Raw genomic sequence first — 23,474 nt, 5'->3', positions numbered from 1 at the left:
GGCGCGCAGCGCCCCGACCCGGTCCGGGTCGGGGCGCCCGGGTGCGCCTCAGCGACGCAGCTCGTCGACCACGACGCCGACGACGGCCGCCACGCCGCGCACGAGGTCGCCCAGCGCAAGCCCGGGGGCCCCGTCCGCCGCCACGCCGTCGTCGTCGGTGACGCGCTCGCCGAGGACGGGTGGGACGTGCACGAAACCGGAGAGCCGCGGCCCGTCGCCGGAAGCGAGAGCGTGCTGCACGGCGTAGAACGTCGCGTTGCAGACGTAGGTGCCGGCCGACGGCGACAGGGCGGCCGGGATCCCGACCGCCCGCGCGGCGTCGAGCGCGGCACGCAGCGGGAGCGTCGACCAGTACCCGACGGGTCCGCCGGGCACGACGGGCTCGTCGACCGGCTGCGCCCCGGCGTTGTCCGGGATGCGGGCGTCCGCGACGTTGACGGCGACGCGCTCGAGGCGGAGCTCGCGTGCACCGCCGTGCAGCCCGAGCATGACGACGGCGTCCGGCCTCGTCTCCCCGACCGCGTCGAGGACGCTGCGCGGGCCGTCCGCGAACGTCACGGGGATCCGGCGGGCGTGGACCGAGCCGGGACCGCGCCAGGTGTCCGCGACGCGCGAGGCCGCCTCCCACGAGGGATTGGTGGCGGCGCCGCCGAAAGGCTCGAACCCGGTGAGCAGGACGACCGGGGAACCGGTCATCCGGCCGTCTCCTCCTCGTCGCGGGCCTCCCGGGCCAGGCGCGGCCAGAGCGCGTCGACCTGACCGCGCAGGTCCTCGGGGGTACGCGAGCCGTCGAGCACGACGTCGGCCGCGGCCAGGCGGTCCTCGTCGGAGGCCTGCGCCGCGAGCCGCGCCTCGGCGTCGGCCACGTTCATGCCCCGCTCCTCGACCAGCCGGGCGAGCCGGAGGTCGCGGGGCGCGTCGACGACCACGAGCAGGCCGAACGCGTCGGCCTGCCCGGTCTCGACCAGGAGGGGGATGTCGTGCACGACGACGACGTCGGGGTCGGCGACGGCGGCGCGCGCCTCCCGCTCGGCGGCGCACCGTCGGATCTCGGGGTGGACGATGCCGTTCAGCTGCTCGCGTCGGGCGGGCTCCGCGAAGACGATCGCCGCGAGGGCCGGCCGGTCCAGGCTGCCGTCGGCGGCGAGGACGTCGTCGCCGAAAGCGTCGACCACCCGCTCGAGGCCGACGGTGCCCGGGGCGACCACCTCGCGTGCGAGCCCGTCGTGGTCGATGGTCACGGCGCCGAGCTCGGCGAAGCGAGCGAGCGCCACGGACTTGCCGGATGCGATGCCACCGGTGAGGCCGACGCGGAACATCCCTCCATCCTGCCAGCGCAGGCTCAGGGGTGCGTGACGGGCCCGTCCGCGGTCCCCGCGACGCGACGCAGGAGCCGGACCAGCTCGCGCTGCTCGGCCGGGTCGAGCCGCTCGAGCAGCCCGCCCGCGCCGCTGGCCCGGAGGTCGCCGACCCGGGCGAGGACGGCGCGGCCACGATCGGTGAGCTCGACGAGCGTCGCGCGGCGGTCGCTCGGGTCGGGGTGCCGGACGACGTAGCCGTCACGCTCGGCGGCGTCGACCTTGGAGGTCACGGAGCGCGGGCTGACGCCGAGGGTCTCGGCGAGGACACTCGGCCGCTGCACTCCCCCGGCGCGGTCGAGCATGCGCAGGAGCCGCAGCTGTCCGGGCGCGACGGCGTCGTCGCCGAGCTGTGCGTCGGCCTCCCTGCGGACCGCGCGCATCGCGGCGTGCAGCACGGCGACGAACTCGCCGCCGGAGGGTGCGTCGTGCGCGGTGGCCGGGTGCGTCGTCGGGGCTGACGGCGTCGTGGTCATGGCTCCAGCGTACCGGCGCCCTCTTGTGTCGTAACAGATAGTGAGCTATGCTCAGTATCAATCCCACCCCCTCGCCACCGGAGGTCACCTATGGCATTCGGATCCCATGGTGGAGGCGTGCGCGGCGGAGGCCGCGGCATGCGCTCCTACGTCCAGGACTCCTCGGTCGCCCAGCAGCGGCTCCAGCGCGGCACCCTGCGCCGCATCCTCTCGTTCGCCCGCCCGTACCGCCGTGCGCTCGCCGGCTTCGTGGCGCTCCTCGTCGTCGACGCAGCAGCCGGCGCCGCGAGCCCGCTCGTCGTGAGCCACCTCATCGACGGCGGCATCGTCGCGGGAGACCGGCGGCTCGTCGTCGAGCTCGCCGCCCTCCTCGCCTGCCTCGCCCTCGTCTCGGCCGGTCTGACCGTCGCGGAACGCTGGCTCTCCTCCCGCATCGGCGAGGGGCTCATCCTCGACCTGCGCACCCAGGTCTTCGACCACGTCCAGCGCATGCCGCTCGCGTTCTTCTCCCGCGCCCGCACCGGGGCGCTCGTCCAGCGCCTCAACGGCGACGTGCTCGGCGCGCAGCAGGCCTTCACCTCCACGCTGTCGAACGTCGTCTCCAACGCGCTCACGATCACCTTCGTCCTCGCCGCGATGCTCTCCATGTCGTGGCGGCTCACGCTCGTCTCGCTCGTCCTGCTGCCGTTCTTCGTGCTCCCCGCCCGCTGGGTCGGGCGGCGCCTCGCTGCACTGACGCGCGAGAGCTACGGCCTCAACGCCGACGCCGCGCAGATGATGCAGGAGCGCTTCAACGTCGCCGGCGCGCACCTCGTCAAGGTCTTCGGCCACCCGGAGCGCGAGTCCGCCGAGTTCGCCGACAAGGCCGGCCAGGTCCGCGACATCGGCGTGCGCACCGCGGTGCTCGGCGTCTACTTCCGCGCCGGGCTCACCGCCGTCGCCGCGGTCGGCGTCGCGATCGTCTACGGGGCCGGCGGCCTCATGGCCGTCGGAGGCTCGCTCACGGTCGGCATGGTCGTCGCTCTCACGGCGTACCTCGGCCGGCTCTACGGCCCCATCACCGCGATGTCGAACGTCCAGGTCGACGTCATGACGGCGCTCGTCTCCTTCGAGCGTGTGCTCGAGGTGCTCGACCTGGAGCCGATGGTCGCCGACGCACCCGCCGCGCACGACCTCGGCGACGACGTCGCCCGGCACGGCGCGACGCTCGAGCTCGACCACGTCTCGTTCCGCTACCCCACCGCGTCCGAGGTGTCGCTCGCGTCCCTCGAGTCCGTCGCCGCCCTGACCAACGACCCGACGCACGACACACTCACGAACCTGAGCTTCACGGTCCCCGCAGGCGCGACCGTGGCGCTCGTCGGGCCGTCCGGGGCCGGCAAGACGACGATATCCCAGCTCGCGACCCGCATGTACGACCCGACGGACGGCGCCGTGCGGATCGCGGGTACCGACCTGCGCGACGTCACCCAGCAGTCCCTGCACGACGCCGTCGGGGTGGTCACGCAGGAGGCCCACCTCTTCCACGACTCCATCGCGTCGAACCTCCGGTACGCGCGGCCCGACGCGAGCGACGCCGACCTGTGGCGCGCGCTCGAGCGGGCGCACGTCGCCGACCTCGTCCGGTCGCTGCCCTCCGGGCTCGAGACCGTCGTCGGAGACCGCGGCTACCGGCTCTCGGGCGGCGAGCGGCAGCGCCTCGCGATCGCCCGCATGCTCCTCAAGGAGCCGGCGTTCGTCGTGCTCGACGAGGCGACCGCCCACCTCGACTCCGAGTCCGAGGTCGCGGTGCAGGCCGCGCTCGACGAGGCCCTCGCGTCGAGCACCGCGCTCGTCATCGCGCACCGCCTGTCGACGGTCCGCGACGCCGATCTCATCGTCGTGCTCGACGGCGGCCGCGTCGTCCAGCAGGGCACGCACGCCGAGCTCCTCGAGGCCGGGGGGCTGTACGCCGAGCTCTACCACACGCAGTTCGCCGACGAGCCCGTGCTCGACCAGGTCGCCTGACCCACCGCACGGCCGAGCCGGGCATGCCGAAGGGCCCGGCCCTCGATCCTTCGATCGGGGGCCGGGCCCTTCGTGGTGTCGCGGGGTCCGCCGGCGAGGTACGCCGGCGGACCGCCGTGATCAGTTGCCGGTCAGCTTCTCGCGGAGCGCGGCGAGCGCCTCGTCCGACGCGAGCGTGCCCGCGGCGGGCTCGCTCGGAGCCGACGACGAGTACGAGGACGACGACGAGGAGGAGGCGGAGGAACCCGACTCGCTCGAGCCGGCCTCGGCGTCCGCCTTGGCGGCCTCGGAGACCTGGCGGCGGTGCGCCTCCCAGAGCTCGTGCGCCTTGGCGTACTGCGTCTCCCACGTCTCGCGCTGGGCCTCGAAGCCCTCGAGCCACTCGTTGGTCTCCGGGTCGAAGCCCTCGGGGTACTTGTAGTTCCCCTGGTCGTCGTACTCGGCGGCCATGCCGTACAGCGCGGGGTCGAAGTCCTCGGACTCGAGGTCGACGCCGTCGTTGGCCTGCTTGAGCGACAGCGAGATGCGGCGGCGCTCCAGGTCGATGTCGATGACCTTGACGAAGACGTCGTCACCGACGTTGACGACCTGCTCGGGCAGGTCGACGTGACGCTGCGCGAGCTCGGAGATGTGCACGAGGCCCTCGATGCCGTCCTCGACGCGCACGAACGCACCGAACGGGACGAGCTTGGTGACCTTGCCCGGCACGACCTGACCGATCGCGTGGGTCCGGGCGAACGTCTGCCACGGGTCCTCCTGCGTCGCCTTCAGCGACAGCGAGACGCGCTCGCGGTCGAAGTCGACGTCGAGCACCTCGACCGTGACCTCCTGGCCGACCTCGACGACCTCGGACGGGTGGTCGATGTGCTTCCAGGACAGCTCCGAGACGTGGACGAGACCGTCGACGCCGCCGAGGTCCACGAACGCACCGAAGTTGACGATCGACGAGACCACACCGGGGCGGACCTGGCCCTTCTGCAGGGTCTGCAGGAAGGTCGAGCGCACCTCGGACTGCGTCTGCTCGAGCCAGGCACGGCGCGAGAGGACGACGTTGTTGCGGTTCTTGTCGAGCTCGATGATCTTGGCCTCGATCTCCTTGCCGACGTACGGCGCGAGGTCGCGGACACGACGCATCTCCACGAGCGAGGCGGGGAGGAAGCCGCGCAGACCGATGTCGAGGATGAGGCCGCCCTTGACGACCTCGATGACGGTGCCGGTGACGACGCCGTCCTCCTCCTTGATCTTCTCGATCGTGCCCCAGGCGCGCTCGTACTGGGCGCGCTTCTTCGACAGGATCAGACGGCCTTCCTTGTCCTCCTTCTGGAGGACCAGGGCCTCGACCTGGTCGCCGACGCCGACGACCTCGGACGGGTCGACGTCGTGCTTGATGGACAGCTCGCGCGAGGGGATGACGCCCTCGGTCTTGTAGCCGATGTCGAGGAGGACCTCGTCGCGGTCGACCTTGACGATGGTGCCCTCGACGATGTCACCGTCGTTGAAGTAACGGATGGTGGCGTCGACGGCAGCGAGGAAGTCCTCTTCGGTGCCGATGTCGTTGACGGCAACCTGAGGGACGGACTTCGCGGGGGTGGAGATGGTCATTGAGTTCGATGCTCCGATGCGGACAGGACGTAGTACGGACAGGGATGGTGGTGAGGTGGCGTCGGCGGCCAACCGTCAGCGGAGCTGACGAGCCATGCTGATCAACCCTGTGCTGGCCGACCCGCCGAGAACGCAATACACCGCGAGCCATGTTAGTCGGAACGTCATGGGCGGGTCAAAGGCGCCGGCCGCCCCGCTACGCGAGCGCGTCCGCGACCCGCAGGAGCTCGTCGGGGACGTGCTTGACCTTCCCCGCCACCTCGTCGAACGGGACGAGGCGCACCTCGTCGCCGCGCAGCGCCGTCATGACGTTCGTCCGCCTCGATGCCGCAGCGTCCACGGCGGCGACGCCGAACCGCGAGCCCAGGATCCGGTCGGTCGGCGTGGGCGTACCGCCCCGCTGCACGTGCCCCAGCACCGTCAGGCGCGTGTCGAACCCCGTGCGCTGGGCGATCTCGGCGGCCACGGCCTCCCCGACCGAGCCGGCGACGATCTCACCGAACCGGCCGAGCCGCTGGGTGAAGTCCATCGCGCTCCCCTCGGCCGGGACCGCGCCCTCGGCGACCACCACGATCGAGAAGCTCGCGTGCGCCCGGTGGCGGTGCCGCAGGAACCGGACGACCTTGTCGATGTCGAACGGCCGCTCGGGCGCCAGGACGACCTCCGCGCCGCCGGCGATGCCCGCGTTCACGGCGATCCAGCCCGCGTGCCGGCCCATGACCTCGACGACCATGACACGGTTGTGCGACTCCGCGGTCGTGTGGAGCCGGTCGATCGCGTCGGTCGCGATGTTGACTGCCGTGTGGAACCCGATGGACAGGTCGGTGCCCTCGACGTCGTTGTCGATGGTCTTCGGGATGGCGATCATCGCGACCCCGGCCTCGGCCACCTTGCTCGCGGCGTGCACGGTCCCGTCGCCGCCGATGCAGACGAGCGCGTCGATCCGCTCCGCCTCGAGGGTCGCCAGGACCGCGTCCATCCCGCCGTCCTCGGAGTGCGGGTGGAACCGTGCCGTCCCGAGCAGGGTCCCGCCGACCGGGAGCACGTTCCGGATGTCGGACCGCCCGAGCGGCTGGACGTCGCCCTGCGCGACGCCCTTCCAGCCGTTGCGGAAGCCGATGACGGAGTGCCCGTACTCCCCCAGCGCGTGCTTCACGACGCCGCGGATCGCCGCGTTGAGGCCGGGGCAGTCGCCGCCACCCGTGAGAAGTCCGATGCGCATGCCAGCTCCCGTCGTCCGTCTGCTGCGACCGTGCCCCGGACAGCCGAGCGGTCGGCCGAGCGCACGGCCCCGTCGCCACCGCGAACCCTAGCGAACCCGGCGCGGTCGCGACCTCGCCGTGCGACGACCGAGACTGGGTGCCATGCCCGACCACTTCACCTTCGCCGGCTACCGCGACGTCCCCGACGAGGCGGGCGGCGCCGCGGCGCGCGCCTGGTGGGACGCCGAGGCGCCCGAGTACCTCGCCGAGCACGGCGCGTTCCTCGGTGACGCGGACTTCGTCTGGGGACCCGAGGGACTGCGCGAGGAGGACGCGCACCTGCTCGGCGACGTCGTCGGGCGCGACGTCCTCGAGGTCGGCGCCGGTTCCGCGCAGTGCTCCCGCTGGCTCGTGGCCGCCGGGGCGCGGGCGCTCGCCACGGACGTCTCGCACGGCATGCTCGCCCAGGGCGACCGCCTCGACCGGGCGACGGGCGTGCGTGTGCCGCTCGTCCAGGCGGACGCGCGGGCGCTGCCCTTCGCGGACGCGTCCTTCGACGCGGTGTTCACCGCGTTCGGCGCGATCCCCTTCCTGCCCGACGCCACGCGCGTCCACCGCGAGGCGGCGCGCGTGCTGCGACCGGGCGGACGCTGGGTGTTCTCGGTCACGCACCCGCTGCGCTGGGCGTTCCCCGACGACCCGACCGAGCACGGGCTGACCGCCACGAGGTCGTACTTCGACCGTCGACCCTACGTGGAGACCACCGACGACGGCCGCGTCCTGTACGCCGAGTACCACCGGACGGTGGGCGACCACGTGCGCGACGTGGTCGCCGCCGGCCTCGTGCTGGACGACGTCGTCGAGCCGGAGTGGCCCGCCGACAACGCGAACGTCTGGGGCGGCTGGGGCCCGGTGCGCGGCGCGTACCTGCCGGGGACGGCCGTGTTCGTCACCCACCGCCCCTGAGCGCGGCCCGGTCCGGGCGTCAGGCGGCGTCAGTGCCCGGCGTCGTGCCAGCTCCGCCCGACGCCGACCGAGACGTCGAGCGGGACCGACAGGTCGGCCGCACCGCCCATCTGCGCCCGGACGACGGCCTCGACCTCGTCCCGCTCCCCCGCGGCCACCTCGAGCACGAGCTCGTCGTGGACCTGCAGGAGCAGGCGCGAGTGCAGCCCGCGCTCGGTGAGCTCGCGCTCGACCCCGAGCATAGCGATCTTGATCAGGTCGGCGGCGCTGCCCTGGATCGGGGCGTTGAGCGCCATCCGCTCCGCCATGTCGCGGCGCTGCCGGTTGTCGCTCGTGAGGTCCGGCAGGTAGCGGCGGCGACCGAAGATCGTGGCCGTGTACCCGGTCGCGCGCGCCTCGTCGACGACGCCCGACAGGTACTCACGCACCCCGCCGAACCGGGAGAAGTAGTCGTCCATGAGGCCCTGCGCCTCGCCGACCTCGATGTTCAGCTGCTTCGACAGCCCGAACGACGACAGCCCGTACGCGAGCCCGTAGCTCATCGCTTTGATCTTCGAGCGCATCGCCGGCGTGACCTCCGCGGGCGCCACCTCGAACACGCGCGACCCGACGTAGCGGTGCAGGTCCTCGCCCGAGCGGAACGCGTCGATCAGGCCCTCGTCTCCCGACAGGTGCGCCATGATCCGCATCTCGATCTGGCTGTAGTCGGCCGTCAGGAGCTGCTCGTAGCCCTCGCCGACGACGAACGCGCGGCGGATCCGGCGCCCCTCCTCCGTGCGGATCGGGATGTTCTGCAGGTTCGGGTCCGTGGAGCTCAGGCGCCCGGTCGCGGCGATGGTCTGCTGGAACGTCGTGTGGATGCGCCCGTCCGGCGCGACGGACTTCAGCAGGCCCTCGACCGTCTGGCGCAGGCGCGTCACGTCGCGGTGCGCGAGCAGGTGCTCGAGGAAGGGGTGCCCCGTGCGCTCGTACAGGTCGGCGAGGGCGGCGGCGTCGGTCGTGTAGCCCGTCTTGATCTTCTTGGTCTTCGGCATCGCCAGCTGGTCGAACAGGACCTCCTGGAGCTGCTTGGGCGAACCGAGGTTCACCTCGCGACCGATCGCGTCGTACGCCTCCTGTGCCTCGCGCGCGACCTGCGTGCCGAACTGCTCCTCGAGCTCGGTCAGGTACGGCACGTCGGCCGCGATGCCGCGCTGCTCCATGTGGGCCAGGACGTCGGACAGCGGGAGCTCGACGTCGGTCAGCAGCGCCGCGGCACCCCGGTCCGCGACCTCCCCCTCGAGGACCTGTGCGAGCTCGACGACGGCCGCCGCGCGGGTCGCGGAGCGCGACCCCTCGCTCGACTCGTCGAGCGCCAGGTCCAGGGTGCCCTGCGCGTCGGGCTCGGCCGCGACGAGCGTGCGGTGCAGCAGCCGCTCCACGAGCTCGCCGAGGTCGTAGCCGCGCTGGTCCGGGTAGCACAGGTAGGCCGCGAGCTCGGTGTCGAGCACGACGCCCCGCAGCTCGTAGCCGCGCGAGGCGAGCTCGTGCCACGCCTCCTTGGCGCCGTGCAGCACCTTCGGCGCTTCCGGGTCGGCCAGCCAGGCCGTCAGCGCCTCCTCGGCACGCGGCGCGAGGTCAGCGAGGTCGAGCGCGAAGGCGGCCCCGGCGTCGTCGGCCACGGCCACGCCCCACGCGTCGGCACCCGACGGGGACGGCTTGCCGTCGACCACGAGGCCCAGGCGCTGCCCGGCCCGGTCCGCGAGCCACGCACCCGGCCCGTCCTCGCCGAGCTCGTCGACGGTCACCGCCACCGCGGCCTGCGCGGCGACGACCTCGGCCTCGTCGGCGGCCGGGTCGACGGCGAGCACGCGCTCGCGCAGCGGGCCGAACTGCAGCGCGTCAGCGACGCGGAACAGCGCGTCCCGGTCGAAGCCTCGCAGCGCGAGGTCGTCCGGCCGGTACGGGAGCTCGACGTCGCGCAGGAGCGCGTTCAGCTCACGGTTGAGCCGGACCTGGGCCGCGTGCTCGCGCAGCGCCTCGCCGCGCTTGCCCGTGACCGTGTCCTGCTGGTCGAGGAGGGCGTCGAGGTCGCCGTACTGGCCGATCCACTTTGCGGCCACCCCGGGTCCGACGCCGGGGACGCCCGGGAGGTTGTCGCTCGTCTCCCCGACGAGCGCCGCCAGGTCGGGGTAGCGCTCCGGTGGGACCCCGTACTTGTCGAGCACCGCCTCGGGCGTCATGCGCGCGAGCTCCGAGACGCCCCGGACGGGATACAGGACCGTCACGTGCTCCGTGACGAGCTGGAGCGAGTCGCGGTCGCCCGAGCAGATCAGGACGTCCATGCCCGCGGCCTCGGCCTGCCCGGCGAGCGTGGCCAGGATGTCGTCGGCCTCGATGCCCTCGCGGTCGAGCGTCGGGATCTGCAGCGCCCCGAGGACCTCCTTGATGAGCGGCACCTGCCCGCGGAACGCCTCGGGCGTCGCCGAGCGGGTGCCCTTGTACTCGGGGTAGCGCTCGGTGCGGAAGGTCTTGCGGCCCGCGTCGAACGCCACGGCGACGTGGGTGGGCTGCTCGTCCCGCAGCAGGTTCGTGAGCATCGACGTGAAGCCGTAGACGGCGTTCGTGACCTCTCCCGTGGAGGTCACCATGGTGTCGGGCAGGGCGAAGAACGCCCGGAACGCCATCGAGTGCCCGTCGATCAGGAGAAGAGTCGAGCGGTCGGCGCCGGCTGTGGTGCCATCGGTTCGCGCAAGAGTGCTCACGGGTGCCAACCTATCGGTCATGACCCACATCCCGGACCTGCAGTGGTGGAGCGAGAACTCCCAGGGCACGCTCATCGACCGGCTCGGCATCGAGCTCCTCGAGGTCGGTCCCGAGCGCGCCGTGGGCACCATGCCCGTCGAGGGCAACACCCAACCCGCGGGCCTCCTGCACGGCGGCGCCACCGCGGCCCTCGGCGAGACCCTCGGCTCCATCGCCGCGTGGGTGCACGGCGGGCTCGACCGGCACGTCGTGGGGCTCGAGCTCGGCGCCACCCACCACCGGTCGGCGCGCGAGGGCGTCGTCACGGGGGTCGCGACCGCGATCCACCTGGGCCGGACGACCGCGAGCTACGAGATCGTCGTGAGCGACGAGAGGGAGCGCCGGCTCAGCACGGTCCGGCTGACGTGCCTGATCCTCGACCCGCGCTGATCAGCCGACCAGGCGCTCCGTGGCCGCGCCGCCGTCCGCGAGGCGACCGCGCACCGCGCCGAGGTCGACCGAGCCGGTCGGGGCGCCGCCGCGGCTGCGCCGGCGCCGCGCGATGAGCTCCTCGAGGCTGCCGCCGCGGCCGTGGTGCCGACGGCCGTGGGCCTCGGCGACGAGGCGCCGCTGCAGGACGCTCGTCGCGACGTAGCGGTGGGTCGCCGCAGGCGCGAAGCCCACGCGGGCGAGGAAGCGCTGGACACCGCGGGAACCCGGGATCGGCACCGCATAGACGTCGGTCGCGCCTTCCGCGCTCGCGAGCTCGGCCGTCGCCGCCAGCAGGGCATGGCCCACGCCGCGCCGTCGGACCTCGGGCCGCACGTAGAGGCCCTCGAGGTAGAGGACCGTCTTCGGCAGGAAGTCGTTGCTGCCGAGCGTGCGCCCGAGCACGAAGCCGGCCACGTGGCCGTCCACCCGGGCGACGAGGACGTGGCCGCCCGGCACGCTGAGCAGGACGCCGAGCTGCTCGACGATCTTGCCGGGTTCCGGGGCGCACAGCTGCACGCCTGCCGACGACTCCTCACGGGCCAGCGCACACACGCCGGCGAGCTCCACCAGGTCGGCGGGCTGGGCTGCCGTCACCTCGACCACGACGCGCACGTGGGACCTCCTTCGTCGGTGGAACAGGGCAGGAGCCTGGGCTCAGGGTGCTGCCCCGTCGCTCGGCCCCCTGCCGCGGTCCCCCGCGGCGCGCGACAGCTCGACACCCTAGTCCTGTCTGGACACTCGTCCAAGAGGCAGCGCGAACCGAGCTGCGTGCCGCCGGGACGGGGCCCGTCAAGGTCAGGCGCCGCCCACCTGCTCGATGACGGCGTCCGCGACCTCGCGCATGGTGAGGCGGCGGTCCATCGAGGTCTTCTGGATCCAGCGGAACGACTCCGGCTCCGTCAGGCCCATCTTCGTCATGAGCAGGCCCTTCGCGCGGTCCACCCGCTTGCGCGTCTCGAACCGCTCGGCGAGGTCCGCGACCTCCGACTCGAGGGTGCTGATCTGCGTGTACCGCGAGATCGCGATCTCGACGGCGGGCAGGAGGTCCGCCGGGGTGAACGGCTTGACGACGTACGCCATGGCGCCCGCGTCGCGTGCGCGCTCGACGAGCTCGCGCTGCGAGAAGGCCGTCAGGAGCACGACCGGCGCGCTGCGCGCCTTGCCGATCCGCTCGGCCGCGGAGATGCCGTCGAGCTCGGGCATCTTCACGTCCATCACGACGACGTCGGGCCGGAGCTCCTCCGCCAGGCGCACCGCGGTCTCGCCGTCGCCCGCCTCCCCGACCACGTCGAAGCCGCCCTCGCGGAGCGTCTCGACGACGTCCATGCGGATGAGCGCCTCGTCCTCGGCGACGACGGCGCGTCGGGCCGGGCCGGACTGCTTGGCGGGGGTGGGCTCGGGGTCCACGAGCGGCGGGAGCTCGAGCGGGGTGGCGTCGTTGTCTGGGGCGTCGTTCTGGGTCACCGTCATATCGTAGTGCGCGCCGGGTGCGCGCGTCCCTCGACGGGGTGTGACGTCCGCCGGGGGCGGACGGATTCCTCCCCGTCGCCGGACGTATGGTTCGATTGCCCCAGGCCCTGGTAGCCCAACCGGCAGAGGCGTTCGGCTCAAACCCGATCCAGTGTGGGTTCGAATCCCACCCAGGGCACCGCTCCACGGCGCCGCAGCGCCGACTCCGCCTCTCGACGGTGAGCACGACGACGGCCCGGGACCCCCTCGCGTCGGGGGTCCCGGGCCGTCGTGCGTCGAGCCGGGTCGGCCTCGGATCAGGCCTTGCGGGCGTTGTCCGTCTCGTCGCCGATCTTGTGCACGAGGATCGAGTTCGTCGTGCCGGAGACGCCGATCGGCGCACCCGAGACCACGACCACGAGGTCGTTCTTCTCGGCCAGGCCGTTGGCCTGCAGCGTCTGGTCGACCTGCGAGACCATCGCGTCGGTCGAGTCGACCGGCGGCACCTGGTACGCCTGGACGCCCCACGTCAGCGCGAGCACCGCGCGCACGTGCTCGTCGGGCGTGAACGCGAGCAGCGGGATCTGCGACCGCAAACGCGACATGCGCCGGGCCGAGTCGCCCGACTGCGTGAACGTCACGAGGTACTTCACGCTGAGCGTCTCGCCGATCTCGGCTGCCGCGCGCGTGATGGCGCCACCGCGCGTGCCGGGGGTCGAGCCGAGCGGCGCGATGCGCTCCCGGCCGAGCTCCTCGGTCGCCTCGATGATCCGGCCCATCGTGCGGACCGTCTCGATCGGGTACTCGCCCACGCTCGTCTCACCCGAGAGCATGACCGCGTCGGCGCCGTCGAGCACCGCGTTCGCGCAGTCCGAGGCCTCGGCGCGCGTCGGACGCGGGTTGTTCGTCATCGACTCCAGGACCTGGGTCGCGACGATGACGGGCTTAGCATTGCGCCTCGCGAGCTCGACGGCACGCTTCTGCATGATCGGGACCTGCTCGAGCGGGACCTCGACGGCCAGGTCGCCGCGGGCGACCATGATGCCGTCGAACGCGTCGACGATCTCGGTGAGGTTCTCGATGGCCTGCGGCTTCTCGATCTTGGCGATGACCGGGACGACGCGGCCCTCCTCGTCCATGATCGTGCGGACGTCGTCGTAGTCCTTGGCGTTGCGGACGAACGACAGCGCGATCAGGTCGGCACCGAGGCGCAGCGCCCAGCGCAGGTCCTCCGTGTCCTTCTCCGACATCGCCGGCACGGACACGGCGACGCCCGGCAGGTTGATGCCCTTGTGGTTCGAGACCTGCCCGGGGACCTCGACGCGCGTGACGACGTCGTTGCCCTCGACCGCGGTGACCCGCACCTGGACCTTGCCGTCGTCGATGAGGAGCGGGTCGCCGACGCGAGCGTCGCCCGTGAGGCCCTTGAAGGTGGTCGAGACGCGCTCGGCGGTGCCCTCGACGTCGTCCGTCGTGATGACGAACGTGTCGCCCTCGTTCAGGTACGGCTTGATGCCGTCCTTGAAAGCGCCGAGGCGGATCTTCGGGCCCTGCAGGTCGACGAGCACGGCGACGTTGCGCCCGGACGCCTTCGCGGCCTCGCGGACCCCGTGGTAGACGGCCTCGTGCGCTTCCTGGCTGCCGTGGCTCCGGTTGATCCGGGCGACGTCCAGGCCCGCGTCGACGAGCTGCCGGAGCATCTCCGGGGACTCGGTCGCAGGTCCGATGGTGGCAACGATCTTTGCTCTGCGCATGGCTCCAGCCTACTTGTCGATACTTCGTCGGTACGGCGCCCAGCGGCGCCGCACCCGGGAGGCACGGACGTCCGCCGACAGGCGGACGCCCGCACCGTGGTTCGTTCCCGGCCCGTCAGGCTCGCAGGGCCGCCGTGCTCGCGGCGACGGGCGCGGGGAGCTCGGTGTCCCCCTGCAGGTACGCGTCGACCGCGGCCGCCGCGGCCCGGCCCTCCGCGATGGCCCACACGATGAGGGACTGGCCGCGACCGGCGTCGCCCGCGACGAACACGCCCGGGACGTTGGTCGCGTACTTCGCGGTGCGGCCCACGAGCCCGCGCTTCGTGAGCTCGACGCCGCCCTGCTCGGTGACGGTGTCGGTCTCCGGGCCGGTGAAGCCCATCGCGACGAGGACGAGGTCCGCGGGGATCTCGCGCTCCGTGCCCTCGGTGGGGACGCGCCGCCCGTCCGGGAGATACGCGGTCGTCGCGACCTTGAGCGCACGGACCCGACCCTGCTCGTCGCCGACGAACTCGACGGTCGACGCGAGGTAGTCGCGCTCGCCGCCCTCCTCGTGCGAGCTCGACACCTCGAAGAGGATCGGGTCGGTCGGCCACGGCTGGCTCGCGGGTCGCTCGAGCGGCGGCTTCTTGCCGATGGCGAGCGTGGTGACGGACGCCGCGCCCTGGCGCAGCGCCGTGCCCACGCAGTCCGAGCCGGTGTCGCCGCCGCCGATGACGACGACGTGCTTGCCCTCGGCGGTGATCTGGTCGACCACGTCCTTGCCCGCGGCCACGGCGTTCGCCGGGTGCAGGAAGTCCATCGCGAAGTGGATCCCGTCGAGCTCGCGACCCGGCAGTGGCAGGTCCCGCGGCACGGTCGCGCCCGTCGCGACCACGACGGCGTCGAAGCGGCGGCGCAACTCGTCCCACGTGATGTCGCGGCCGATCTCGCGGCTCGTGCGGAAGCGCGTCCCCTCGGCCTCCATCTGCGCGACCCGACGGTCCACGTGCTTCTTCTCGAGCTTGAAGTCCGGGATGCCGTAGCGCAGGAGCCCACCCACGGCGTCGTCGCGCTCGTAGACCGCGACGGTGTGCCCGGCGCGCGTGAGCTGCTGCGCCGCGGCGAGGCCGGCGGGTCCCGAGCCGACGACGGCGACCGTCGATCCCGTGAGGCGCTGCGGCACCTGCGGGGTGACGTAGCCGCGCGCGAACGCCTCGTCGATGATCGAGACCTCGACGTTCTTGATGGTCACGGCGGGCTGGTTGATGCCCAGCACGCACGACGACTCGCACGGCGCGGGACAGACCCGGCCGGTGAACTCGGGGAAGTTGTTGGTCGCGTGAAGGCGGTCGATCGCGTCCCGCCACTGGCCGCGCCAGACCAGGTCGTTCCACTCGGGGATGAGGTTCCCGAGCGGACAGCCCTGGTGGCAGAACGGCACGCCGCAGTCCATGCAGCGGCCCGCCTGCTCCTTGAGGAAGGGCTGGCCGTCCTCGAGGTGCGCGTGCACGTCCTTCCAGTCGCGGAGGCGGACCTCCACGGGGCGGTTCGGGGGGAGCTCGCGCTCGCGGACCTTCAGGAACCCTCGGATATCAGCCACGAGCCACCTCCAGGATGTGCTCCCACTCGCCCGGCGCGGCCAGGTCGAGGCCCTGGGCCTCGGCCTCGGCGAGCGCGCGGCGCATGCGGGCGTAGTCGGTCGGAACGATGCGGGTGATCCGCGCGAGCGTCGCCGCCCGGTCCGCGGCCAGCTCCTCGAGGAGCTCGGCCGCGACGGGCGAGCCCGTCTCCTCGTGGTGCCGGCGGACCAGCCCGACGACGAGCTCGGCATCCTCGGCGGTGTCCGGCGCGTCGTCGGCCAGGGTCGAGAGGGTGAGCTCCCCGGCGGCCAGCGACGCCTGGTTGAGGGCGGGCTCGCGCAGGTCCAGCACGTAGGCGGACCCGCCCGACATGCCCGCACCGAAGTTGCGGCCCGTCCGGCCGAGCACCAGGACGGTGCCCCCCGTCATGTACTCGCAGCCGTGGTCCCCCACGCCTTCGACGACGAGCGTCGCGCCCGAGTTCCGGACGCCGAACCGTTCGCCGACGACACCGCGCAGGAAGATCTCGCCCGACGTCGCGCCGTAGCCGATGACGTTCCCGGCCACGACGTTCGCCTGGCCCGTCAGCACGGCCGCGCGGTCCTGACGCACCACGATGCGGCCGCCCGACAGGCCCTTGCCGACGTAGTCGTTCGCGTCGCCGAACAGCCGCAGCGTGACGCCGCGCGGCAGGAACGCACCGAAGGACTGGCCCGCGGAGCCCGTGAGCGTCACGTCGATCGTGTCGTCCGGCAGGCCGGCACCGCCGTACCGCTTCGTGACCTCGTGGCCGAGCATCGTCCCGACGGTGCGGTTGACGTTGCGCACCGGCAGTGCCGCGCGCACCGGCTCCTTCCGGTCGAGCGCCGGGCCGGCGAGGGCGATCAGCTCGTTGTCGAGCGCCTTGGCGAGGCCGTGGTCCTGCGTCCTGACCTGGTGCAGCGCCGAGCCCGGCAGGGGCTCGGGCACCTCGAGGACGGGCGCGAGGTCGAGGCCCGCGGCCTTCCAGTGGTCGACAGCCTTGCGGGTGTCGAGCGCCGCGACGTCGCCGACGGCCTCCTCGATCGTCCGGTAGCCGAGCTCCGCGAGGATCTCCCGGACCTCCTCGGCGATGAACTCGAAGAAGTTCACGACGAACTCGGGCTTGCCCGTGAACCGGGCGCGCAGCTCAGGATTCTGCGTCGCGACGCCGACAGGACAGGTGTCGAGGTGGCAGACACGCATCATGACGCAGCCCGACACGACCATCGGGGCGGTCGCGAAGCCGAATTCCTCGGCACCGAGCAGCGCCGCCACGACGACGTCGCGCCCGGTCTTCATCTGCCCGTCGACCTGGACGACGATCCGGTCGCGCAGGTCGTTGAGCACGAGGGTCTGCTGGGTCTCGGCGAGGCCGATCTCCCACGGGGTGCCCGCGTGCTTGAGCGAGGTCAGCGGGCTCGCACCCGTGCCGCCGTCGTGCCCGGAGATCAGGACGACGTCCGCGTGCGCCTTGGACACGCCCGCAGCGACCGTCCCGACGCCGAACTCGGAGACGAGCTTGACGTGGACACGAGCCGACGGGTTCGCGTTCTTGGCGTCGTGGATGAGCTGCGCGAGGTCCTCGATCGAGTAGATGTCGTGGTGGGGCGGCGGCGAGATCAGCCCGACGCCGGGCGTCGAGTGCCGGGTCTTCGCAACCCACGGGTACACCTTGTGTCCGGGCAGCTGACCGCCCTCGCCCGGCTTGGCGCCCTGGGCGAGCTTGATCTGGATGTCGTCGGCGTGGGTGAGGTACTCGGAGGTGACACCGAACCGGCCCGAGGCGATCTGCTTGACGCGCGAGCGACGCTCCGGGTCGTAGAGGCGCTCCGGGTCCTCGCCGCCCTCGCCGGTGTTCGAGCGGCCGCCGAGCCGGTTCATCGCGATCGCCAGGGTCTCGTGGGCCTCGGCGGAGATAGACCCGTAGGACATGGCGCCGGTGTTGAACCGCTTGACGATCTCGCTGACCGGCTCGACCTCGTCGAGCGGGACGGGCTGACGCGTGGGCGCGAACTCGAGCAGGCCGCGCAGCGTCATGAGGCGCTGCGACTGCTCGTTCACCCGGCCCGTGTACTGACGGAAGATGTCGAAGCGGCGCGAGCGGGTGGCGTGCTGGAGGCGGAAGACCGTCTCGGGGTCGAAGAGGTGCTCCTCGCCGTCGCGGCGCCACTGGTACTCGCCGCCCGTGACCAGGCTCTGGTGCGGCTGGTGGTTGCCCGACGCCGGGTACGCCTCGGCGTGCCGGGCGGCGACCTCCGCGGCGAGCACGTCGAGGCCGACGCCGCCGAGCCGGGTGGTCGTCCCGGTGAAGTAGTCGTCGACGAGCTCGTGCGAGAGCCCGAGCGCCTCGAAGACCTGCGCTCCGCGGTAGGACGAGATCGTCGAGATGCCCATCTTGCTCATGACCTTGAGCACACCCTTGCCGAGCCCCTTGATGAGGTTGGCGACCGCCTTCTCGGGCGAGGCCGCGAGGTAGCCCCGTCGCGCGAGGTCCTCGACCGTCTCCATGGCCAGGTACGGGTTGACCGCGGCCGCCCCGAAGCCGATGAGGAGCGCGACGTGGTGCACCTCGCGCACGTCCCCGGCCTCGACGACGAGCGAGACCTGGGTCCGCGTGTGGCGGCGCAGCAGGTGGTGGTGCACCGCGCTCGACAGCAGCAGCGACGGGATGGGCGCGAGCTCCTGGGTCGAGTCACGGTCGGACAGCACGATGAAGCTCGCACCGGCGGCCACGTGCGCGTCCACCTCGGCGAAGATCTCCTCGAGGCGCGTGAGGAGGCCTGCGCCGCCGTCGGCGACCTTGTACAGGCCCCGCACGGTGACGGCCCGGAAGATCCCCTCGAGCGCCGGGTCGCGGTCGACGCGGATGATCTTGGCGAGCTGGTCGTTGTCGAGCACCGGGAACGGCAGCACGAGCTTGCGCGCGTGCAGCGGCGTGTCGACGAGCAGGTTCGGCTCGGGGCCGATCGCGCCGGCGATGGAGGTGACGAGCTCCTCGCGGATCGCGTCGAGCGGCGGGTTGGTGACCTGCGCGAACATCTGCGTGAAGTAGTCGAAGATCAGGCGCGGCCGCTGCGACAGCACCGCGATGGGGGTGTCGGAGCCCATGGCTCCGAGCGGCTCGGCGCCGTTCTCCCCCATCGGCGTCAGGATGATCTTGAGCTCCTCCTGCGTGTAGCCGAAGGTCCGCTGGCGGCGCTGCACCGACGCCGGGCTGTGCGCGACGTGCTCACGCTCCGGCAGGTCCTTGAGGTAGACCGAGTTCTCGGCGACCCACTGCTGGTACGGACGCTGCGCGGAAAGCTGCGCCTTGACCTCCTCGTCCTCGACGATGCGGCCCTGGCGGGTGTCCACGAGGAACATGCGGCCCGGTTCGAGGCGGCCCTTGCGCACGATGGTCGACGGGTCGAGGTCGAGGACGCCCGCCTCGGACGCGAGCACGACGAGGCCGTCCTCGGTGACCCAGTAGCGCCCCGGGCGCAAGCCGTTGCGGTCCAGGACGGCACCGATCAGCGTGCCGTCGGTGAACGTCAGGCAGGCGGGCCCGTCCCACGGCTCCATGAGCGTCGCGTGGTACTCGTAGAACGACCGCAGGTCGGGGTCGAGGTCGGCGTTGTTCTCCCAGGCCTCGGGGATCATCATCAGCACGGCGTGGGGCAGCGAGCGGCCCGACAGGTGCAGGAGCTCGAGCACCTCGTCGAAGCTCGCGGAGTCGCTCGAGCCCTCGGAGCACACGGGCAGGAGCGGCGCGAGGTCGCCGAGCGCCTCGCTCGCGAGCGTCCCCTCGCGCGCGGCCATCCAGTTCCGGTTGCCGCGCACCGTGTTGATCTCGCCGTTGTGCGCGATCTGGCGGAACGGCTGGGCGAGCGGCCACGACGGGAACGTGTTGGTCGAGAACCGCGAGTGCACGAGCGCGATCTCGCTCGCGTACCGCGGGTCGGACAGGTCCGGGAAGAACGGCTCGAGCTGCGCCGTCGTGAGCATGCCCTTGTACGTGATGGTGCGCGCCGACAGCGACGCGAAGTACAGGCCGAGCTCGTTCTCGGCACGCTTGCGGGCGCGGTAGGCACGGCGGTCCAGCGCCACGCCGGCGAGCTCGCGCGACGGGTCGGCGAGCACCACCTGGCGGAAGGTCGGCATGGAGGCGCGAGCCGTGGGGCCGACGAGGTCGGCCGTCACGGGCACGTCGCGCCACGCGAGGACGTCGAGCTTCTCCTCGGCCGCGATCTCCTCGAAACGACGGGCGGTCGCGTCCTCGTCCCCCACCGGGAGGAACGCGGTGCCGATCGCGTAGTAGCCGGCAGGCGGCAGCTCGGCCGCGACCACGTCGCGCACGAACGCGTCGGGGATCTGGGTCAGGATGCCGGCGCCGTCGCCCGAGTTCTCCTCGGCGCCCACGGCGCCGCGGTGGTCGAGGTTGAGCAGCGCGGTCAGGCCGGCGTCGACGATGTCGCGTCCGGGCGTGCCGCGCAGCGTCGCGACGAACGCGACGCCGCAGGCGTCGTGCTCGGCGGCGGGGTCGTACAGGCCACGGGCCGTGGGGGCGGCGGAGCGGCCCGGGCGGGGCTGCCCGGCGTTCGGCGGCATCGTCATCTGGTCGGTCCTCACACGCACCCGACGCGGACGCCGGGTGCCCTCGATCTGCTGGGGGGACGGGACGGCGTCGGCCCGTTGGGTGGGGAGGCCACCGGTCGGACCGGTGCGTCCCGGGGGACGGATCGCGCTGATCCGGTGGGATCAGGCCGCGTCCGTGTGCTCGGGCTCCTTCGCGGCGAGCTCCACTGTCTTCTCGCGCCCTTGGTGGCGGCGCCCGACAACGATAAACGCAACTAGCGCTCCGACCCACACGACGATCGAGGTCCAGATGTTCAACCGGAGCCCGAGGATGTGTTCGGCGTCGTCGATCCGGAGAGCCTCGATCCACACACGTCCCGTGGTGTAGATCATCACGTACAGCCAGAATACCCGACCATGACCGAGCTTGAACCTGCGGTCGAGCCAGATCAGGAAGAAGCCGCCCGCGGTGTTCCACAGGAGCTCGTAGAGGAACGTGGGGTGGAAGGTCTGGTACTGCTCGTACCCGAGCGGTCGGTGGTCGGGGTCGATCTCGAGGCCCCAGGGCAGGTCGGTGGGGCGGCCGAACAGCTCCTGGTTGAAGTAGTTCCCGATCCGGCCGATCGCCTGGGCGAACAGGAGCCCGGGGGCGAGGGCGTCCGCGAAGCCCGGGAAGCTCACCTTCAGCCGTCGACAACCGATCCAGGCGCCGACGCCACCGAGCGCCACGGCGCCCCAGATCCCGAGGCCGCCGTCCCAGATGAACAGCGCCTTGACCGGGTCGCCGCCCTTGCCCCAGTAGGGCTCGGGCGTCGTGATGACGTGGTAGAGGCGGCCTCCGACGATGCCGAACGGCACCGCCCAGAGCGCGATCTCGAGGACGTCGTCGGCGTTGCCGCCGCGCTCCACCCATCGGCGCCGGCACACCAGCACGGCCACCACGATGCCGGCGAGGATCGCGAACGCGTACGCGCGGATCGGCACGAAACCCAGGTGCCAGACGCCCTGGGACGGGCTGGGGATCGACGCGACGACGCTGCCATGGGCGGCGTGCGCGGCCGCGGCGACCTGGGCGGCGCTCATGCGGACGCGCCTTCGCGGGCGCGGCGCACCCCGGCGGCGAGGTCGTCGACGACGGCGCCCAGCGCGGCGAGGCGCTCGGACCACGGGCCGTCCGCGAGGAGGGGCCGCACGAACGCCGAGCCCACGATGACGCCGTCGGCGAAGCGACCGACCTGCGCGGCCTGGTCTCCCGTGGAGACACCGAGGCCGACGCAGACGAGCTCGGCGCCCCGCTCCCGCGTCCGGGCCACGAGCTCCTCGGCCCGGTCGCCGACCGTGGCCCGCTCCCCCGTGACGCCCATGGTCGACGCGGCGTAGACGAACCCTCGGCTCGCTCGCGCGGTGAGCTGCAGCCGCTCGGCCGTCGAGCTCGGGGCCACGAGGAAGACGCGGTCGAGGCCGTGCCGGTCGGAGGCCTCGATCCACTCGGAGGCCTCGTCGGGGATGAGGTCCGGGGTGATGAGGCCGGCTCCGCCCGCCTCGGCGAGGTCGCGCGCGAAGGCGTCGACGCCGTAGGCCAGCACGGGGTTCCAGTAGGTCATGACGAGCGGCACGGCGCCCGCGTCGGACACGGCGCGCACGAGCCGGAAGGCGTCCCGGACCCGCGTGCCGGACTCGAGCGCCAGCTCGACGGCACGCTGCACGGTCGTGCCGTCCATCACCGGGTCGGTGTACGGGATGCCGATCTCGACGACGTCGGCGCCGTGCTCCACGAGCGTGCGCACGGCCTCGACCGACCGGTCGACCGTCGGGAACCCCGTCGGGAGGTACGCGATCAGGGCCGGACGGCCCTCGTCGCGCACCTGGCGGAGGAGCTCCGCCGTCCGGGACGGCGTGACGTCGACCCGTCCGCCACCGCGGGCGGGAGCTGGATCGGTCGCGGGTGCGGCGGGGCTGGTCACTGGTCTCCCTCGTTCACGTCGTCGGCGTCGTCCCCGAGCAGCCCGAACCAGCGGGCGGCGGTCGCCACGTCCTTGTCGCCTCGGCCCGAGAGGTTCACGAGGATCGTCGGGCTCTCCCCGCGGTCTGCTGCTGCGCGGCCGACCCGCAGCGCGCCCGCCAGGGCGTGCGCGGACTCGATCGCCGGGATGATGCCCTCCGTGCGGCACAGCAGCGCGAACGCGTCCATCGCCTCGTCGTCGGTCACGGGCTCGTAGGTGGCGCGGCCCAGGTCGTGCAGCCACGCGTGCGCGGGGCCGACGCTCGGGTAGTCGAGACCCGCGGAGACGGAGTGGCTGGGTCGGGTCTGGCCGTCCTCGTCCTGGAGCACGTAGGTGCGCGCGCCGTGCAGGACACCCGGCTGCCCACCCGAGAAGCGCGCCGCGTGCCGACCGGACGCGATGCCCTCGCCCCCGGCCTCGAATCCGAACAGCTGCACCGACGGGTCGTCGAGGAACGCGTTGAAGATGCCCATCGCGTTGGACCCGCCGCCCACGCACGCCGCCACCACGTCCGGCAGCGCGCCCGTCCGCTCGAGGATCTGCTCGCGCGCCTCCTCACCGATGACCTTGTGGAACTCACGCACCATCTCGGGGAAGGGGTGCGGCCCGGTGACGGTCCCCAGCAGGTAGTGCGTCGTCTCGACGTTCGTCACCCAGTCGCGCAGCGCCTCGTTGATCGCGTCCTTGAGGGTCCGCGTGCCGAGCGTGACCGGGACGACCTCGGCGCCGAGGAGCCGCATGCGGGCGACGTTGAGCGCCTGGCGCTGCGTGTCCTCCTCGCCCATGTAGATGGTGCACTCGAGGTCCATCAGGGCCGCCGCGGTCGCGGTGGCGACGCCGTGCTGGCCCGCGCCCGTCTCGGCGATGACCCGCGTCTTGCCCATCCGCTTGACCAGGAGCGCCTGGCCCAGGACGTTGTTGATCTTGTGCGAGCCCGTGTGGTTGAGGTCCTCGCGCTTGAGGAAGACCCGCACGCCCGACCCCTCGCCCCCGGCCTCCGCCGCGAACCGCGGAGCCTCCGTCAACGGGCTCGGCCGGCCGACGTAGTCGCGCAGCAGCCGCTTCAGCTCGTCGACGAACTCGGGGTCCTCGACGGCCTTGCGGTACTCCGCGTCCAGCTCGTCGAGGGCGGCGATGAGCGCCTCGGGGACGTACCGGCCCCCGAAGACGCCGAAGTACGGGCCCGGCTGGGTGGCCAGCAACGGGTTGTGCAGCGGTTCGCCCGGCACGTGCGACAGCTCCGGCACGAGAAAGACCTCCAACGGCTCGCGGGGACTACGGGAATGGCTGAGGGGGCGGCGCCC

The 23,474-nt window shown here is 72.6% G+C and carries 17 protein-coding genes and 1 tRNA gene; 4 read left to right on the top strand and 14 right to left on the bottom strand.

The annotated features are described in order from the left end of the window. Positions 1-48: 48 nt before the first annotated feature. Genes pcp through KDY119_RS08520 form a run of 3 tightly spaced genes read right to left on the bottom strand, consistent with a single transcriptional unit; the run spans position 49 to position 1,834 of the window. Entirely contained in the window at positions 49-696 is a 648-nt protein-coding gene (gene pcp, locus KDY119_RS08530; protein ID WP_153022201.1) for a pyroglutamyl-peptidase I, read from the bottom strand. Further along, on the bottom strand, positions 693-1,319 hold the full coding sequence (coaE, locus tag KDY119_RS08525; protein ID WP_036950338.1) for a dephospho-CoA kinase: 627 nt from the start codon (positions 1,317-1,319) through the stop codon (positions 693-695). Before coaE ends, pcp begins: the two co-directional genes overlap by 4 nt. A gap of 23 nt (positions 1,320-1,342) precedes the next feature. Then, positions 1,343-1,834, bottom strand: a complete 492-nt coding sequence (locus tag KDY119_RS08520) for a MarR family winged helix-turn-helix transcriptional regulator (RefSeq protein ID WP_051136560.1) — start codon at positions 1,832-1,834, stop codon at positions 1,343-1,345. Positions 1,835-1,972: 138 nt separating this feature from the next. Here KDY119_RS08520 and KDY119_RS08515 point away from each other — a divergent pair, with 138 nt between their 5' ends. Further along, on the top strand, positions 1,973-3,841 hold the full coding sequence (locus KDY119_RS08515) for an ABC transporter ATP-binding protein (protein ID WP_153022200.1): 1,869 nt from the start codon (positions 1,973-1,975) through the stop codon (positions 3,839-3,841). A 120-nt stretch (positions 3,842-3,961) separates the two neighbouring features. Here KDY119_RS08515 and rpsA read toward each other — a convergent pair whose 3' ends face one another. Both rpsA and KDY119_RS08505 read right to left on the bottom strand, forming a co-directional pair. After that, positions 3,962-5,443, bottom strand: a complete 1,482-nt coding sequence (rpsA, locus tag KDY119_RS08510; protein WP_036950340.1) for a 30S ribosomal protein S1 — start codon at positions 5,441-5,443, stop codon at positions 3,962-3,964. Positions 5,444-5,639: 196 nt separating this feature from the next. Then, complete coding sequence (locus tag KDY119_RS08505) at positions 5,640-6,665, bottom strand: 6-phosphofructokinase (RefSeq protein ID WP_153022199.1); 1,026 nt, start codon at positions 6,663-6,665, stop codon at positions 5,640-5,642. Positions 6,666-6,807: 142 nt separating this feature from the next. Here KDY119_RS08505 and KDY119_RS08500 point away from each other — a divergent pair, with 142 nt between their 5' ends. Next, entirely contained in the window at positions 6,808-7,611 is an 804-nt protein-coding gene (locus tag KDY119_RS08500) for a class I SAM-dependent methyltransferase (RefSeq protein ID WP_036950343.1), read from the top strand. 29 nt (positions 7,612-7,640) lie between these two features. On the opposite strand, the gene polA is transcribed toward KDY119_RS08500, so the two are convergent. Continuing rightward, the gene (gene polA, locus KDY119_RS08495) at positions 7,641-10,376 is read right to left on the bottom strand and encodes a DNA polymerase I (RefSeq protein WP_194174392.1); all 2,736 of its coding nucleotides are present in this window, start codon (positions 10,374-10,376) and stop codon (positions 7,641-7,643) included. Here polA and KDY119_RS08490 point away from each other — a divergent pair. Beyond that, entirely contained in the window at positions 10,375-10,785 is a 411-nt protein-coding gene (locus tag KDY119_RS08490) for a hotdog fold thioesterase (RefSeq protein ID WP_036951027.1), read from the top strand. The genes polA and KDY119_RS08490 overlap by 2 nt on opposite strands. Here KDY119_RS08490 and KDY119_RS08485 read toward each other — a convergent pair whose 3' ends face one another. Further along, entirely contained in the window at positions 10,786-11,439 is a 654-nt protein-coding gene (locus tag KDY119_RS08485; RefSeq protein WP_194174390.1) for a GNAT family N-acetyltransferase, read from the bottom strand. Between the two features lie 183 nt (positions 11,440-11,622). Continuing rightward, positions 11,623-12,297, bottom strand: a complete 675-nt coding sequence (locus KDY119_RS08480; RefSeq protein WP_036950349.1) for an ANTAR domain-containing response regulator — start codon at positions 12,295-12,297, stop codon at positions 11,623-11,625. A gap of 104 nt (positions 12,298-12,401) precedes the next feature. Here KDY119_RS08480 and KDY119_RS08475 point away from each other — a divergent pair. Beyond that, a tRNA-Leu gene (locus KDY119_RS08475) sits at positions 12,402-12,475 on the top strand. Positions 12,476-12,593: 118 nt separating this feature from the next. On the opposite strand, the gene pyk is transcribed toward KDY119_RS08475, so the two are convergent. The 6 genes from pyk to trpB all read right to left on the bottom strand — a co-directional run bounded on the left by pyk (position 12,594) and on the right by trpB (position 23,408). Continuing rightward, the gene (gene pyk, locus KDY119_RS08470; protein WP_036950350.1) at positions 12,594-14,030 is read right to left on the bottom strand and encodes a pyruvate kinase; all 1,437 of its coding nucleotides are present in this window, start codon (positions 14,028-14,030) and stop codon (positions 12,594-12,596) included. A gap of 115 nt (positions 14,031-14,145) precedes the next feature. Beyond that, a complete protein-coding gene (locus tag KDY119_RS08465) occupies positions 14,146-15,612 on the bottom strand; it encodes a glutamate synthase subunit beta (protein WP_036950351.1) in 1,467 nt (488 codons plus the stop codon). Then, the gene (gene gltB, locus KDY119_RS08460; protein ID WP_051136617.1) at positions 15,605-20,200 is read right to left on the bottom strand and encodes a glutamate synthase large subunit; all 4,596 of its coding nucleotides are present in this window, start codon (positions 20,198-20,200) and stop codon (positions 15,605-15,607) included. The genes KDY119_RS08465 and gltB overlap by 8 nt, the downstream gene beginning before the upstream one ends. A gap of 150 nt (positions 20,201-20,350) precedes the next feature. Further along, the gene (gene lgt / locus KDY119_RS08455; protein ID WP_153022197.1) at positions 20,351-21,250 is read right to left on the bottom strand and encodes a prolipoprotein diacylglyceryl transferase; all 900 of its coding nucleotides are present in this window, start codon (positions 21,248-21,250) and stop codon (positions 20,351-20,353) included. Continuing rightward, positions 21,247-22,131 carry a tryptophan synthase subunit alpha gene (gene trpA / locus KDY119_RS08450; protein ID WP_153022196.1) on the bottom strand — a complete coding sequence of 295 codons (885 nt, stop codon included), beginning with the start codon at positions 22,129-22,131 and terminating at the stop codon, positions 21,247-21,249. Before trpA ends, lgt begins: the two co-directional genes overlap by 4 nt. Beyond that, positions 22,128-23,408 (bottom strand): tryptophan synthase subunit beta, encoded by a 1,281-nt coding sequence (gene trpB, locus KDY119_RS08445; protein WP_227994635.1) that lies wholly within the window; start codon positions 23,406-23,408, stop codon positions 22,128-22,130. Before trpB ends, trpA begins: the two co-directional genes overlap by 4 nt. Between the last annotated feature and the right edge of the window lie 66 nt (positions 23,409-23,474).

Origin of the sequence: Luteimicrobium xylanilyticum (assembly GCF_009429125.1) — a bacterium.
Taxonomy (GTDB): Bacteria; Actinomycetota; Actinomycetes; order Actinomycetales; family Cellulomonadaceae; genus Luteimicrobium; species Luteimicrobium xylanilyticum.
Note: the sequence above shows the minus strand (reverse complement) of the source record. Positions and strands in the feature narration are given on the sequence as shown.